General features: G+C 67.3%; 13 protein-coding genes. 7 read left to right on the forward strand and 6 right to left on the reverse strand.

Annotated features, from left to right (window positions below):
• Positions 1 to 4 precede the first annotated feature (4 nt).
• The 5 genes from pyrR to gshB all read right to left on the reverse strand — a co-directional run bounded on the left by pyrR (position 5) and on the right by gshB (position 3712).
• The gene (gene pyrR, locus LU671_RS16490) at positions 5 to 523 is read right to left on the reverse strand and encodes a bifunctional pyr operon transcriptional regulator/uracil phosphoribosyltransferase PyrR (protein WP_050707247.1); all 519 of its coding nucleotides are present in this window, start codon (positions 521 to 523) and stop codon (positions 5 to 7) included.
• Positions 524 to 574: 51 nt separating this feature from the next.
• A complete protein-coding gene (gene ruvX / locus LU671_RS16495) occupies positions 575 to 1000 on the reverse strand; it encodes a Holliday junction resolvase RuvX (RefSeq protein WP_110734721.1) in 426 nt (141 codons plus the stop codon).
• A complete protein-coding gene (locus LU671_RS16500) occupies positions 1000 to 1569 on the reverse strand; it encodes a YqgE/AlgH family protein (protein WP_203648314.1) in 570 nt (189 codons plus the stop codon). Before LU671_RS16500 ends, ruvX begins: the two co-directional genes overlap by 1 nt.
• Positions 1570 to 1769: 200 nt before the next feature.
• The gene (locus tag LU671_RS16505; protein ID WP_203648312.1) at positions 1770 to 2669 is read right to left on the reverse strand and encodes an energy transducer TonB; all 900 of its coding nucleotides are present in this window, start codon (positions 2667 to 2669) and stop codon (positions 1770 to 1772) included.
• A gap of 89 nt (positions 2670 to 2758) precedes the next feature.
• On the reverse strand, positions 2759 to 3712 hold the full coding sequence (gene gshB / locus LU671_RS16510) for a glutathione synthase (RefSeq protein WP_050707244.1): 954 nt from the start codon (positions 3710 to 3712) through the stop codon (positions 2759 to 2761).
• Positions 3713 to 4052: 340 nt separating this feature from the next.
• Between gshB and pilG the strand changes: the two genes are divergently transcribed.
• From pilG to trhA, 7 genes are all read left to right on the forward strand, one after another.
• Complete coding sequence (pilG, locus tag LU671_RS16515) at positions 4053 to 4454, forward strand: twitching motility response regulator PilG (protein WP_110734729.1); 402 nt, start codon at positions 4053 to 4055, stop codon at positions 4452 to 4454.
• 47 nt (positions 4455 to 4501) lie between these two features.
• The gene (pilH, locus tag LU671_RS16520) at positions 4502 to 4867 is read left to right on the forward strand and encodes a twitching motility response regulator PilH (RefSeq protein WP_232856274.1); all 366 of its coding nucleotides are present in this window, start codon (positions 4502 to 4504) and stop codon (positions 4865 to 4867) included.
• Entirely contained in the window at positions 4864 to 5418 is a 555-nt protein-coding gene (locus LU671_RS16525) for a chemotaxis protein CheW (RefSeq protein ID WP_232856275.1), read from the forward strand. Before pilH ends, LU671_RS16525 begins: the two co-directional genes overlap by 4 nt.
• A 51-nt stretch (positions 5419 to 5469) precedes the next feature.
• Positions 5470 to 7506: a methyl-accepting chemotaxis protein gene (locus tag LU671_RS16530; protein ID WP_203652715.1), complete on the forward strand. Its 2037-nt coding sequence runs from the start codon at positions 5470 to 5472 to the stop codon at positions 7504 to 7506.
• On the forward strand, positions 7503 to 12800 hold the full coding sequence (locus LU671_RS16535) for an Hpt domain-containing protein (RefSeq protein WP_232856276.1): 5298 nt from the start codon (positions 7503 to 7505) through the stop codon (positions 12798 to 12800). The genes LU671_RS16530 and LU671_RS16535 overlap by 4 nt, the downstream gene beginning before the upstream one ends.
• Complete coding sequence (locus tag LU671_RS16540; protein ID WP_203648300.1) at positions 12793 to 13266, forward strand: chemotaxis protein CheW; 474 nt, start codon at positions 12793 to 12795, stop codon at positions 13264 to 13266. Before LU671_RS16535 ends, LU671_RS16540 begins: the two co-directional genes overlap by 8 nt.
• A 199-nt stretch (positions 13267 to 13465) precedes the next feature.
• Complete coding sequence (gene trhA / locus LU671_RS16545; protein ID WP_203648298.1) at positions 13466 to 14083, forward strand: PAQR family membrane homeostasis protein TrhA; 618 nt, start codon at positions 13466 to 13468, stop codon at positions 14081 to 14083.
• On the opposite strand, the gene LU671_RS16550 is transcribed toward trhA, so the two are convergent.
• Complete coding sequence (locus LU671_RS16550) at positions 14080 to 14799, reverse strand: 16S rRNA (uracil(1498)-N(3))-methyltransferase (protein ID WP_203648296.1); 720 nt, start codon at positions 14797 to 14799, stop codon at positions 14080 to 14082. The two genes, trhA and LU671_RS16550, sit on opposite strands and share 4 nt — an antisense overlap.
• Positions 14800 to 14869: the final 70 nt, after the last annotated feature.

Consider the following 14869-nt stretch of genomic DNA (forward strand, 5'->3'; position numbering starts at 1 on the left):
ACTCTTAAAGGGCGGAAGCGGGAGCGAGGTCCTGGCGCTCGAGGGCGAGCGGCGTGGGTCCGGTCAATTTTACCCGTTCATGGGCCGCCAGGGACAGGGTGGCGCCGAGTACATTCGGGCGGATCGGCAATTCGCCGGCATCCAGGTCGAGCAGACAGGCCAAGGTCACGCTGGCCGGGCGGCCATAGTCGAACAGTTCGTTAAGGGCGGCGCGAATGGTGCGCCCGCTCATCAGCACGTCGTCCACCAGCACCAGATGCTGGCCTTCGATCTCGAACGGCAGCTCGGACGGGCGCACCTGCGGGTGCAGGCCGTTTTGGCTAAAGTCGTCGCGGTAGAAGGACACATCCAGGGTGCCCAGCGGGCCTTGGTCGCCCAGCTCGGCCTGCAGGGCCTGGGCCACCCACACGCCGCCGGTGCGGATGCCGATGAAGCGCGGCTCGCTGATGCCGCGGCGGGCCAGGTGGGCGCGAAGGTCGACGGCCATCTGCCGGATCAGGTCGGCGGGATTGGGTAGGCTCATTGCGTGCTCCTCGGAAGGCGGGCGCCGGCTCCAGCCGGCGGCAAAGCGGATTTAAGTGTTGGCCTCCAGCCAGCCTTGCAGCAGCAGGGCGGCGGCGATGGCGTCGACCGGGTTGTCGCGGTAGCTGCCATGGCGCCCGCTTCGGGCCATCTGCTCGCCCTTGGCCTCGAAGGTGGTCAGGCGTTCGTCGTGGGTGTGCACCGGCAGGTTGTAGCGACCGTGCAGGCGCCGGGCAAACTTCTCGGCGCGCTCGCTCATCTCGCTGGGCGTGCCGTCCATGTTCAGCGGCAGGCCGACGACGATGGCGTCGGGTTTCCATTCCTTGATCAGCTTCTCGACCTGGTTCCAGTCCGGCACGCCGTTCTGCGCCTTGAGCGTGCACAGTTCGCGGGCCTGGCCGGTGATCACCTGGCCGACGGCGACGCCGATCTGCCGGGTGCCGTAGTCGAAGCCCAGCAGCAGACGCAGTTCGGCCATCAGGCGTGGCCCGCCTGGCTGGTCAGCAAGCTGAGGTTGATCCCCAGGCTCGCGGCGGCGGCGCCCAGGCGCTGGTCGCTGGCCAGGCCGAAGATGATCTCGGGGTCGAAGGGGCAGTTGAGCCAGGCGTTATCGGCCAGCTCCGCCTCCAGCTGGCCGGCTTCCCAGCCCGCGTAGCCCAGGGTGATCAGGCTCTTGCGCGGGCCGTCGCCGGCGGCGATGGCGAACAGCACGTCCTGGGAGGTGGACAGCGACAGACCCTCCAGCTCGACCGTGGCCTGGTAGTTGCGGTCGTTGCTGTGCAGCACGAAACCGCGGTCGGTCTGCACCGGGCCGCCCTGGTAGATCGGAATGTGCAGGGTGCTGGCGGGCGGCTCGTCGTTCGGGCGCAACTGCTCGAGGATGTCGGCCAGGTTCAGCTCCTGCGGGCGGTTGACCACCAGGCCCATGGCGCCGTGGGCATTGTGCTCGACGATGTAGGTGAGGGTCTGGGCAAAGTTCGGATCGGCCATGTGCGGCATGGCGATCAGGAACTGGTGCTTGAGGTAGCTGGGGGCGAGGGTCTTCATGTCCGCTAGTGTGGCGCCAGGTGGCGGGGCTGGCAAGGTGCGCGAGTGGCTGTCGGTGCCCCTTGTAGGAGCGGCCTTGTGCCGCGAAAGGGCTGCGTAGCGGCCCCAAGGATCTTGGCCTCGTGCAGAATCGCCGGGGCTGCTGTGCAGCCCTTTCGCGGTACAAGGCCGCTCCTACAGGGGCCAAGCAAGCCTTGCCGTTAGTTGCTCGACAGCTTGTCCCCGCGGGCAAAGCGCCAGGTGCGGATGATCTCCAGGCGGTCGAATTCCGCCAGGTCGCCGGTGAACGGCGCGAACGGCGCCGCCAGGCGCACGATGCGCTGGGCCGCCTGGTCCAGCACCGGCTGGCCCGAGGACTCCAGCACCAGCACTTCGTACAGCGAGCCATCGCGGTTGATCGATACCATCATTCGCAAACTGCCATACATCTGCTGGCGTCGGGCTTCCTCGGGGTAGTTGAGGTTGCCGATGCGCTCGACCTTCTTGCGCCACTCTTCCTTGTACCAGGCGCCCTTGTCGCGCAGGGTTGAGGCGGCGTTCAGGCGATGGATGCGCGGGCGCTTGGCATACAGTTGCTGTTCATGGGACAGCTCGGCCTCGAGGCTGGCGATCTGGCTGGACAGCTGCGAGCTGTCGAAGTCCGGCACCTTGGCTTCGGGTTTGGGCTGCGGCTTGCTTTCCTTCGGCTTGGGCTCGACCTTCTGGGTTTTCGGCGCCTGGGTGGCGACCACGGACTTCGCCGGTGCGGGCGGGGTTTCCGGTTTCGCGGCCGGTGGCGGGGTGATCTTGTTGATCTTGCTGTCCTGGAACGGCGCGACCTCGGTGGTCTTGGGCACCGCCTTTTTATCCAGGGTGCCGCTGCCCTGCTGGTTGTCCTGGGCCTGGAAGTCGGCTTTCTCGGGCGCTTTTTCGCTCTTGAAGGTGGCCAGGGTGATGTCCATGGTGTGACGGATATCAGCCGGTTTGACCACGGTGAAACCCACGCCCAGGATCAGCGCCAGGTGCACCAGGGCAGCCAGGAACAGGGTGAAGCCGAGCCGGTCCACCGGGCGAACGCGGGGTGGCAGCAGGTCGGCGGGGATGTCGGCGGGCAGCGTCATCAGGTATCCAGCAACCGCGAAACAGGGCGCAGGTCAGCGAAAAGGACCGGCATCATACCCCACTCCGCGGGTTTGCCACGTGTCGGCGGTCAGCGCGCCTGCAACTGGCGATCAATGGCGTCCATCAAGCGGCCGCCGATATCGGTGTTGTAGGCCGCGTCGATCTCGCGAATGCAGGTCGGGCTGGTGACGTTGATTTCGGTGAGGTAGTCGCCGATCACGTCCAGGCCGACGAACAGCAGGCCCTTTTCGCGCAGGGTCGGGCCGACCTGGGCGGCGATCCAGCGGTCGCGCTCGCTCAACGGCCGGGCTTCGCCGCGTCCGCCGGCGGCCAGGTTGCCGCGGGTCTCGCCGCTGGCCGGGATGCGCGCCAGGCAGTAGTCCACCGGCTCGCCGTCGATCATCAGGATGCGCTTGTCGCCGTCCTTGATCGCCGGCAGGTAGGCCTGGGCCATGATCTGCTGGGCGCCGAGCGCGGTCAGGGTCTCGAGGATCACCGACAGGTTGGGGTCGCCGGCCCGGTGGCGGAAGATCGAGGTGCCGCCCATGCCGTCGAGCGGCTTGAGGATCACATCGCCATGTTCGGCGGCGAAGGCGCGGATGATGTCCGGGCGGCGGCTGACCAGGGTCGGCGGCGTGCACTGCGGGAACAGCGTGGCGAACAGTTTCTCGTTGCAGTCACGCAGGCTCTGCGGGCGGTTGACCACCAGGACGCCTTCGGCCTCGGCCTGTTCCAGCAGGTAGGTGCTGTAGACGAACTCCATGTCGAAGGGCGGGTCCTTGCGCATCAGGATCACGTCCAGCTCGGCCAGGGGGCTGTCCTGCTCCTCGTCCAGCTCGAACCAGCGGGCCGGGTCGGCGAACACCTTGAGCGGACGCATCCGCGCGCGGGCCTTGCCCTGGGCCTGGTACAGGTCGCGCTGTTCCATGTAGAACAGGCTCCAGCCGCGGGCCTGGGCAGCCAGCAGCATGGCCAGCGAGCTGTCCTTTTTGTAGGAGATGGACGCGATGGGGTCCATGACAATCCCGAGGCGAACGCTCATGGGGTAGTTCCTCTTGGCGGCCGGTGGCCGCGATGGCACGAAAGAAAAGTGGCTCAGGGTGGCGCCGGGCGCGCCCACGGTCAAGGGGCGGGCGGATGGAATGGCCTCCGGGAGTGTGCTAAAAAGGCCGGACAAGTGGTCTGTGTTGGCCTCCAGCCTGGCCGTACCTCCAAGAGCTGGGGCTGCTGCGCAGCCCATCGCGACACAAGGCCGCTCCCACAGGGTTCGGCGTCGGATGGCTGCTCAGCGCAACGCATGGACAGGTGGGAGCGGCCTTGTGTCGCGATGGGGCGCGAAGCGGCCCCAGGATTTCGGCCCCGGCAGCGATGGTAGTGCGACTATGGAACAACCCCTGAAGGTGATGGTGATCGACGACTCCCGCACGATCCGCCGCACCGCGCAGATGTTGCTCGGCGAGGCCGGCTGCGAGGTGATCACCGCCAGCGACGGCTTCGACGCCCTGGCCAAGATCGTCGACCACAAGCCCCGGATCATCTTCGTCGATGTGCTGATGCCGCGCCTTGACGGTTACCAGACCTGCGCCATCATCAAGCACAACAACGCATTCAAGGACACCCCGGTGATCCTGCTCTCTTCCCGTGATGGCCTGTTCGACAAAGCCCGCGGCCGAGTGGTCGGCTCCGACCAGTTCCTGACCAAACCGTTCAGCAAGGAAGAACTGCTCGACGCGATCCGTGCCAGCGTGCCCGGTTTCGCCGCGCAGGACCCAAACGCACCCTGACGCCGCCTTCACCGGACGGCGTCTCTATTTCCTGATGGGGAAACAGCATGGCCCGAATTCTGATTGTCGATGATTCGCCGACAGAGATGTATCGATTGACCGAATGGCTCGAAAATCACGGCCACCAGGTGCTCAAGGCCGACAATGGCGCCGACGGCGTGGCCCTGGCCCGTCAGGAAAAACCCGACGCCGTGCTGATGGACATCGTCATGCAAGGCATGAATGGTTTCCAGGCCACCCGCCAGTTGAGCAAGGATGACGAGACCCGTCACATCCCGGTGATCGTGGTGACCACCAAGGATCAGGATACCGATCGCATCTGGGCCCTGCGCCAGGGCGCCCGGGACTTCCTCACCAAACCGGTGGAAGAAGACGCCCTGATCGCCAAGTTGAAAGAAGTGCTCGGCGCTTGACCACCCGCCCGCAGGGCGCGTCGCTGACCGCCTTCGAGCTGTTGCTGGACATCGACCGGCGCTGCCGCCTGCTGGTGGCCGACCAGCCACCGCAGGACATCCGCCTGCAGCAGTGGAGTGGCATCGGCTTTCGCATCGCCGGGCAATGGTTCGTCGCGCCCATGGGCGAGGTCGCCGAGGTGCTGCGCGAGCCCCGCAGCAGCCGGGTACCAGGCGTGCAGCCCTGGGTCCGCGGGGTGGCCAACCTGCGCGGGCGACTGTTGCCGGTGATGGACCTGTGCGCGTTTTTCGGCCTTGGCCCGGCGGCGGCGGGCAAGCAACGGCGGGTGCTGGTGCTCGATCACGAGGAGTTGTTCGCCGGGCTGCTGGTGGACGAGGTGGTGGGTCTGCAGCACTTCGCCCTGAGCAGCCTCGAGCTGTCGCCGCCGCAGCCATTGATCCGCGCGGCCGCGCCCTTCGTGCAGGGCCATTTTCCCCGTGAACGCAACTGGGCGATCTTCAGCCCGTTCGCCCTGGCCCAGGCCCCGGGTTTTCTCGATGTGGCGTTGTAGAGGATTTTCGACGTGAACAAGCCAGGACCTTCCGTAGCCACCGCCGGCGTTTTGCCAGCCGCCGTGGCCCAGCGCCCGCGCAGCACCGCGCAGATCACCGTGCTGTTCGTGGTGCTGATCCTGTCGATCGTCCTGCTGTTCGCCAACTTCGCCTACCTCAACACCCAGGCCAACCACGACAAACAGTACATCGGCCATGCCGGCGAGCTGCGCGTGCTGTCCCAGCGCATCGCCAAGAACGCCACCGAGGCGGCGGCGGGCAAGGCACTGGCGTTCAAGCTGCTCAGCGATGCGCGCAACGACTTCGAGCGGCGCTGGAGCTACCTGCGCGAGGGCGACAAGACCACAGGCCTGCCCGCCGCGCCGGTGACGGTGCGCGACGAGATGGACGCGGTGCGCCAGGACTGGGAGAACCTGCGCAAGAACACCGACACCATCCTCGCCAGCGAACAGACCGTGCTGTCGCTGCACCAGGTCGCGGCCACCCTGGCCGAGACCGTGCCGCAATTGCAGGTCGAGTACGAGAAGGTGGTGGAGATCCTGCTGCAGAGCGGCGCGCCGGCCAATCAGGTGGCAGTGGCCCAGCGTCAGCTGCTGCTGGCCGAACGCATACTTGGTTCGGTCAATACCGTGCTTGCCGGCGACGAGACCTCGGTGCAGGCCGCCGACGCCTTCGGTCGCGACGCCAGCCGCTTCGGCCAGGTGCTCGAAGGCATGCTCGCCGGCAATCCGGCGATCCAGGTCACCCGGGTCGAGGACGCCGATGCCCGGGCACGGCTGGCCGAGATTGCCGAATTGTTCCAGTTTGTCTCGGGTTCGGTGGACGAGATCCTTGAAACCTCACCCGAACTGTTCCGGGTGCGCGAGGCCGCCGGCAATATCTTCAGCCTGTCGCAGACCCTGCTCGACGAGGCCTCGCACCTGGCCAACGGCTTCGAGAACCTGGCCGGTGGGCGCACCCTGGACACCGTCGGCGGCTACGTGCTCGGCCTGCTGGCGCTGGCCTCGATCATCCTCATCGGCCTGGTGATGGTGCGCGCCACTCACCGCCAGCTGCGCGAGACCGCCGAGAAGAACGAACGCAACCAGCAGGCGATCATGCGCCTGCTCGACGAGATCGAGGAGCTGGCCGACGGCGACCTGACCGTCACGGTGTCGGTCACCGAGGACTTCACCGGCGCCATCGCCGACTCGATCAACTACTCGGTCGACCAACTGCGCGACCTGGTCGCCACCATCAATCACAGCGCCGAGCAGGTCGCCGCCGCCGTGCAGGACACCCAGAACACCGCCCGCCAGCTGGCCAAGGCCTCCGAGCACCAGGCCGAGCAGATCAGCGAGGCCTCCGAGGCGGTGGGCGACATGGTCGAGTCGATCGACCGGGTCTCGGCCCACGCCTATGAGTCAGCCAAGGTGGCCGAGCGCTCGGTGGCCATCGCCAACAAGGGCAACGAGGTGGTGCACAACACTATCCACGGCATGGACAACATCCGTGAGCAGATCCAGGACACCGCCAAGCGGATCAAGCGCCTGGGCGAGTCGTCCCAGGAGATCGGCGACATCGTCAGCTTGATCGACGATATTGCCGAGCAGACCAACATCCTCGCCCTCAACGCGGCGATCCAGGCTTCGCTGGCCGGCGAGGCCGGTCGCGGCTTCGCCGTGGTCGCCGACGAGGTGCAGCGCCTGGCCGAGCGATCCTCCTCGGCGACCCGGCAGATCGAGGCGCTGGTGCGGACCATCCAGGTCGACACCAACGAGGCGGTGATTTCCATGGAACAGACCACCGCCGAAGTGGTGCGTGGCGCGCGCCTGGCGCAGGATGCCGGGGTGGCCCTGGCGGAAATCGAGGGCGTTTCGCAGACCATGGCTGAACTTATCCACAGTATCTCCGACGCCGCCCAGTTACAGACCTCCTCGGCGGGGCAAATTTCCCACACCATGGCGGTGATCCAGCAAATCACTGCGCAGACCTCCGCCGGCTCCGGCGCCACCGCCGACAGCATCCGCCATTTGGCGCGCATGGCCAGCGAGATGCGCCGCTCGGTGTCCGGCTTCACCTTGCCCAAACCGGTGGAGCGCTCGTGAACGAGGCGAACCTGAACGCGCCCGGCGAGCGTCACGACACGGTGGCCCTGGCCTGGACCAAGGCGCCGATCCTCGATTGCCTGGGTCAGGCGCGTCAGGCCCTGGAGCGCTTCTCGGCGGAGCCGGGCGACCTGTCGATGCTGGCGTTCTTCGTCGACAACCTGCACCAGGTCCACGGCTGTCTGCATATGCTCGCGCTGCCGGGCGCGATGCGCCTGGCCGAGGAGCTGGAACTGCTCGGGCGGGCCATGGCCGACGGCCAGGTGAGCCCGCGTGGCGATTGCCTGGGCGCGCTGTTCCGCGGGCTCGAGCAATTGCCGCCGTACCTGGACCGCCTGCGCGGCGCGCGCCACGACCTGCCGTTGGTGGTGATGCCGCTGCTCAACCAGCTGCGGGTCTGCCGAGGCGCCGAACCCCTGGCCCAGGGCAGCCTGCTGGGTGACCTGGGGCAGCGGCTGGCCGGCGCGGCGGACCTGGCCAACCTCGACCTGTCGCTGGGCAGTTGGCGTGAGCACATGCAGGCCGGCGCCGGGCGCGATGCATTGCGCTCGGTAGTGATGGCCCTGTGCGACGACCTGATGCGCATCAAGGATCGCCTCGACCCCTTCGTCGGCGGCGAGCGTTCGCCCAGCGAGTCACTGGAGTCGCTGCTGCCGCCCTTGCGGCACGTGGCCGATACCCTGGCGGTGCTTGGCTTCCAGCAGCCGCGGCGGGTGATAATCGACCAGGTGCTGGCGTTGCAGGCACTGGTCGAAAAAGACGGCGGCGTGGACGAGGCTGTGCTTATGGATGTCGCCGGGGCACTGCTGTATGTCGAGGCCACCCTCAACGGCATGGTTGGTCCGCTGGAGGAAATCAGCCCCGGCAGCCTGCCCGGCTCGGACCTGGCCGAAATCCGCCAGCTGGTGCTCAACGAATCGCTCAACGTGCTGCAACAGTCCAAGGACCTGATCGGCGATTGCCTGGAGTCCGACTGGTCACGCCAGCGTCTGCAAGCCCTGCCCGGGTTGCTGCAACAGGTGCGCGGGGCGCTGGCGATGCTGATGCTGCCAGCCGCCGCCGAGGTGTTCGCCGGTTGCGCGGGCTATGTGCAAGGCTGGCTGGTGCACCTGGAGGATGAGCCGCAAGCGGACGAACTGGCGCACCTGGCCGATGCCCTGAGTGCCGGCGAGGCCTGGCTGCAATGGCGGGTGGCCGATCCGCTGGCCGACGCCCAGTGCTTCATCGACATGGCCCACGCCAGCTTGTCCGCGCTGGGCGTGCAGTGCGCGCGTGACACGGCAACTGCGGGCGGCGAGCAGGCGTTGGACGGTATCGACGATGAGTTGCGCGAAGTATTCCTCGAAGAGGCTAGCGAGCTGCTCCCGGAAATCGAGCGCCAATGGCTGCGCTGGCGCGCCGACAACGGCCTGCGCGAGGCGTTGATCGAGGTGCGCCGGGCACTGCATACACTCAAGGGCAGCGGGCGGATGGTCCATGCCGAAGCCGTGGCCGAGCTGGCCTGGGGCGCCGAGCACCTGCTCAATCGGGTGCTGGAAGGGCGCATCGTGCTCAGCGCCGAAGGCCTGGTGGCCCTGCAGCAGGTGTTCGTGCGCCTGCCCGACCTGCTTGCTGATTTCGCCGCCAGCCAGTTGCCGCCCACGGCCGAGATCGAGCAGCTGGCCGGGCACCTGCATGCGCTGGCGCTCAACGACACGCCGGTCAGCGCCAGTATCGATGGCCTCGATCCGCACTTGCTTGAGATCTTCCGCAACGAGGCCCAGGGCCATTTGGCCGGGCTCGATGGGTTCCTGCAGGCGGCCGACGGCCAGGGCATCGCGGTCAACGACAGCCTGCAACGCGCCCTGCACACCCTCAAGGGCAGCGCTGCCATGGCCGGCGTGATGCCGGTGGCGGAGCTGGCCACCGCCCTCGACCGCCTGGTGCGTGAATACAAGGGGCACCAGTTGCCCCTGCAAGTGGCCGAGATCGAACTGCTGGAGGCGGCTCGCTCGCTGTTGCACCTGGGCCTGGCCCAGCTGGGCAGCACGCCGCTGGCGCCGATCCCCGGGGCCGCCGGGCTGATCGAACAGGTCGGGCAGACGGTTGACGCCCGGTTGGCCCAACTCCAGGCCGAGCCGCATCCGCCGCGCCGGCTCCGGCGCGATCCGCAGCTGACGGCCACCTTCCTGACCATGGGCATGGATATCCTGCTCGATGCCGAGGCGCGGCTCGCCAACTGGCAGGGCGATCCCACGCAACACCATGAGTTGCACCTGCTGCTCGAGGAGATGACCACCCTCGGTCACGGCGCGCACCAGGCCGAGCTGTGGCAGGTGGATGAGGTCTGCGAAGGGCTGCTCGACCTGTACGGTGCGGTGGAGGAGGGCAGCCTGGCCGTCACGCCGCGCTTCTTCGCCGTTGCCCGGCAAGCCCATGAGGCGCTGCTCGACCTGTTCGACGAGATAGCCGCCGGCCAGGACCCGAATCCCCGGCCCGAATGCCTGGCGGCCCTGCATGGCCTGCTCGATGATGCCCTCGACCCTGCAGCATTGGGTTTGGTCGGGGCGAACGGCGTCACGGTGCTTACGGCTCCAGGCGAGTTGCCGGACCCGGCGCTGGTCGAGCTGTTCCTCGAAGAGGCCGGGGATATCCTTGACGGTGCCGACCAGGCCTTGCGGCAATGGAAGGCCGATCCGGACAGCCTGTCGCCGCTGTCGGCGCTGCAGCACGATGTGCTCACCCTCAAGGGAGGGGCACAGATGGCGGCGATCGGCGCCGTCGAGGTGCTGGGCCAGGAGCTGGCGCTGCTCTACGAAGGCTTGGTGGACCGTCGGCTGGGTGCCAGCCCGGCACTGTTCGAGCTGCTCCGGCGCAGCCATGACGCCCTGGCCGAAATGCTGCGCAGCCTGCGCGAGGGCCAGGCACCGCTGTCGGCGGTGGCGTTGCTGGGCGAATTGCGTGAGTTCCGCCACAGCGCCCCGCCTCCCGTCACCTCCGAGCCGCAGGACGACAACGAAGAAACCGAGAGCGACAAGGAACTGCTGGAGGTCTTCCTCGAAGAGAGCTCCGATATTCTCGAGAGCGCGGCCGAGTCCCTGGCGCGCTGGCAGGCCGATCCGCGCAACACGGTCGAGGTGGAGAACCTGCTGCGCGACCTGCACACGCTCAAGGGCGGCGCGCGCATGGTCGAGATCACCGCCATCGGTGACCTCGCCCACGAACTTGAATTCCTCTACGAACTGCTGGCCGCCGGACGCCTGCCGTCGACGCCGGCCTTGTTCAGCCTGCTGCAGAACTGTCATGACCGCCTGGCGCACATGCTCGACGCGGCGCGCCTGGGCGAGCCGCTGCATACGGCCACGGCGCTGATCGACTACATCCGCAACTTCTCCAGCGCCGCGCTGACCGACAGCGTGGCCGGCCAGCCCCAGGCCGAACCAGCTCCCGCCGAGGCCACGGCTGTCGCTCCCGAGCGGGCGGGCGACATGGTCAAGGTTGATGCCGAGCTGCTCGACGACCTGGGCAACCTGGCCGGTGAGCATTCGGTGATCCGCGGGCGCATCGAGCAGCAGGTCAACGATGCGCAGTTCGCCCTCAACGAGATGGAGACCACGCTGGAGCGCATGCGCGATCAGCTGCTGCGCCTGGACATCGAGACCCAGGGGCGGATTTCCAGCCGTCACCAGTTGGAGGGTGACGCCTATGACGATTTCGACCCCCTGGAGATGGACCGCCATTCCCAGCTGCAGCAATTGTCGCGGGCGCTGTTCGAGTCCACCTCGGACTTGCTCGACCTCAAGGAAACCCTGCTGCAGAGGGCCCAGGAAGCCTACAGCCTCCTGCAGCAGCAGGCGCGGGTCAACAGCCAGTTGCAGGAGGGCCTGACCGCCACCCTGATGGTGCCCTTCGAGCGTCTGGTGCCCCGTTTGCAGCGGGTGGTACGGCAGGTGGCCAGCGAGCTGGGCAAGCAGGTCGAACTGGTGGTCGGCAACGCCGAGGGCGAGCTCGACCGCAGCGTGCTCGAACGTATGGTTGCGCCCCTGGAGCACATGCTGCGCAATGCCGTCGACCATGGCCTGGAAGCTCGCGAGGCGCGCCTTGCGGCCGGCAAGCCGGAGCAGGGCACCATCCACCTGAACCTGCTGCACGAAGGTGCCGACATCGTCATCGAGATGAGCGACGACGGCGCCGGGGTACCGCTGGAGGCGGTGCGCAACAAGGCGATCAAGCGTGGTCTGCTCGATCCGCAGGCGCGCCTGAGCGACCACGAGATCCTGCAGTTCATCCTGCGCCCCGGTTTCTCCACGGCCGAGAAGATCACCCAGATCTCCGGGCGCGGCCTGGGCATGGACGTGGTCCATGAAGAGGTCAAGCAACTGGGCGGCTCGATGAGCATCGAGTCCAGCCCCGGCAAGGGCGCGCGTTTCCTGATCCGCCTGCCGTTCACCGTGTCGGTGAACCGGGCGCTGATGGTGCACGTGGAGGACGAGCAGTACGCCATCCCGCTGAACACCATCGAGGGCATCGTGCGCGTGCCGCCGGCGGAGCTGGAGGCCTGTTACCGGCTCGACCCACCACGCTACAGCTATGCCGGCCACGATTACGCGCTGCGCTACCTCGGCGACCTGTTGCAGGGCGGCGGCCAGCCTGGGCTGCTGGGGCAGAGCGTGCCGCTGCCGGTGCTGCTCACCCATTCACACGAGCAGTCGTTCGCCATCCATGTGGACAGCCTGTCGCCCAGCCGCGAGATCGTGGTCAAGAGCCTCGGCCCGCAGTTCGCCGCGGTGCCGGGACTGTCCGGCGCCACCCTGCTGGGTGACGGGCGGGTGGTGCTGATTCTCGACCTGCTCGGCCAGTTGCGCGGCCAGCAACGGCGCCTGGCGCGCCTGCCGGGCGTGGCCGAGGGCGCGCATGGGCTGACCGGTCCGGTGCCTCGGCGGCCATTGCTGGTGATGGTGGTGGACGACTCGGTGACCGTGCGTAAGGTCACCAGCCGCCTGCTCGAGCGGCACGGCATGAGCGTGCTGACGGCCAAGGACGGCGTCGATGCCATGGCGCTGCTCGAGGAGCACCGTCCGGATGTGCTGTTGCTGGATATCGAGATGCCGCGCATGGATGGCTTCGAAGTGGCCACGCGGATCCGCCGCGATGAACGCCTGAGCCAGCTGCCGATCATCATGATCACCTCGCGTACCGGCCAGAAGCACCGCGACCGGGCCATGGCCATCGGCGTCAATGAATACCTCGGCAAGCCGTATCAGGAATCGGTGCTGCTGCAGAGCATCGCCCACTGGAGCCAGCCCCATGCTTGAACATATTGCCGGCCAGCGCAGCAGCCTGACCGGGTTGCTGCTGCCCCTGGGCGACCGCACCCTGGTGTTGCCCAACGTGGCGGTGGCCGAGCTGATCGGTCACCGTGTCATCGCCTGCGAACCGGGGGAGCCGGCCTGGCACCTGGGCTGGGTGAACTGGCGCCAACAGCGGTTGCCACTGATCGGCTTCGAGGCCGCGTGTGGCGGGCAGACTTCCTGCGGGGAGCGGGCGCGGGTGGTGGTGCTCAACGCCCTGGGGGATACCGGGCTGCGCTACCTGGCGCTGCTGCTGCAGGGGATTCCGCGCTCGTGCAAGCTCGACAGCCAGCTGAATTATGTCGATGTGCCGTTGGCAGGGCTGGAGCTTGCGGCGGTGCAGGTGGGCGAACAGGTGGCGCGGGTGCCTGACCTGGCGGGGTTGGAAAGAATGGTGCGTGACGCGCAACTGCAATCCTCGCCGGAGTAGTATCGAAGTGCCACAGTCCCTGTAGGAGCGGCCTTGTGCCGCGAAAGGGCTGCGCAGCAGCCCCTGCGGAACTTGCGAGTCATAGAGATCCTGGAGTCGCGTTGCGACCCTTTCCGGCCGGTCCGACGCCTCGGCAAGGCCGCTCCTACAGAACGTGTGCTTTCTGGAACCTCATCTGCTGCGGGAGGTCTTTGCTTGCATGTACCATGGTGAACGTTTCAACGCCTGGACCCACCTGGTCGGTGCGGTCCTGGCCTGCATTGGCGCGGTCTGGCTGATTGTCGTGGCCGGTCTGCAGGGTGATCCCTGGAAGATCGTCAGTTTCTCCATCTACGGCTTCACCCTGCTGTTGCTCTACAGCATCTCTACCCTCTATCACAGTACGCGAGGGCGGGCGAAGCGCATCATGCGCAAGCTCGACCACCTGTCGATCTACCTGCTGATCGCCGGCAGCTACACGCCCTTCTGCCTGGTCAGCCTGCGCGGGCCCTGGGGCTGGAGCCTGTTCGGGGTGGTCTGGGGGCTGGCGTTGGTCGGCATGTTGCAGGAGATCAAGCCGCGCTCGGAGGCGCGGATCCTGTCGATCGTCATCTACGCGCTGATGGGCTGGATCGTGCTGGTGGCGGTCAAGCCGCTGCTGCACAGCCTGGGCGGCGCCGGCTTTGCCTGGCTGGCGGCCGGCGGCGTGTTCTACACCGTCGGCATCATTTTCTTTGCCTTCGACAGCCGGTTCCGCCACTGGCATGGCATCTGGCACCTGTTCGTCATCGCCGGCAGCCTGATGCACTTCGTCGCGGTGTTCTTCTACGTGTCCTAGAAATCGCCCCACAACTGCTGCGCCACCGACAACGCCACTACCGGCGCGGTCTCGGTGCGCAGTACGCGAGGGCCAAGGCGGGCGGCGTGGTAGTTGCTGGCCTTGGCCTGTTCGACTTCTGCATCGCTCAGGCCCCCCTCCGGGCCGATCAGGAAGGCCAGCTTCGCGGGTTTTTCATGGCTGGTCAGCGGCTCTGCCACCGGGTGCAGCACCAGCTTGAGGTCGGCCTCGGTGCCCTTGAGCCATTCGGCCAGGGTGACCGGCGGGTGGATCACCGGCAGGGTCGAGCGGCCGCACTGTTCGCAGGCACTGATCGCCACCTGGCGCCAGTGGGCCAGGCGCTTGTCGGCGCGCTCGTCCTTCAGGCGTACTTCGCAGCGTTCGCTGACGATCGGGGTGATTTCGTTGACGCCCAGTTCGGTGGCCTTCTGGATCGCCCAGTCCATGCGCTCGCCGCGGGACAGGCCCTGGCCGAGGTGAATGTGCAGCGGCGAGTCGGCCTGGCCGGGTAGGGCCTGGTCGAGGCTGACGCGCACGCTTTTCTTGCCCACCTCGAGCAGTTGGCCGAGGTATTCCTGGCCGCTGCCGTCGAACAGCTGCACGGCGTCGCCGGCGGCCATGCGCAGCACGCGGCCGATGTAGTGGGCCTGGGCTTCGGGGAGCTCGTGCTCGCCGAGGCCAAGCGGGGCGTCGATGAAGAAGCGGGAGAGTCTCATGGTTCTACTCGGAATCGGAATGGGGGCAACGTCCCTGTAGGAGCGGCCTTGTGTCGCGATAGGGCCGCAA

The organism is Pseudomonas sp. NMI760_13 (genome assembly GCF_021283245.1).
GTDB classification, from domain to species: Bacteria; Pseudomonadota; Gammaproteobacteria; order Pseudomonadales; family Pseudomonadaceae; genus Aquipseudomonas; species Aquipseudomonas peradeniyensis.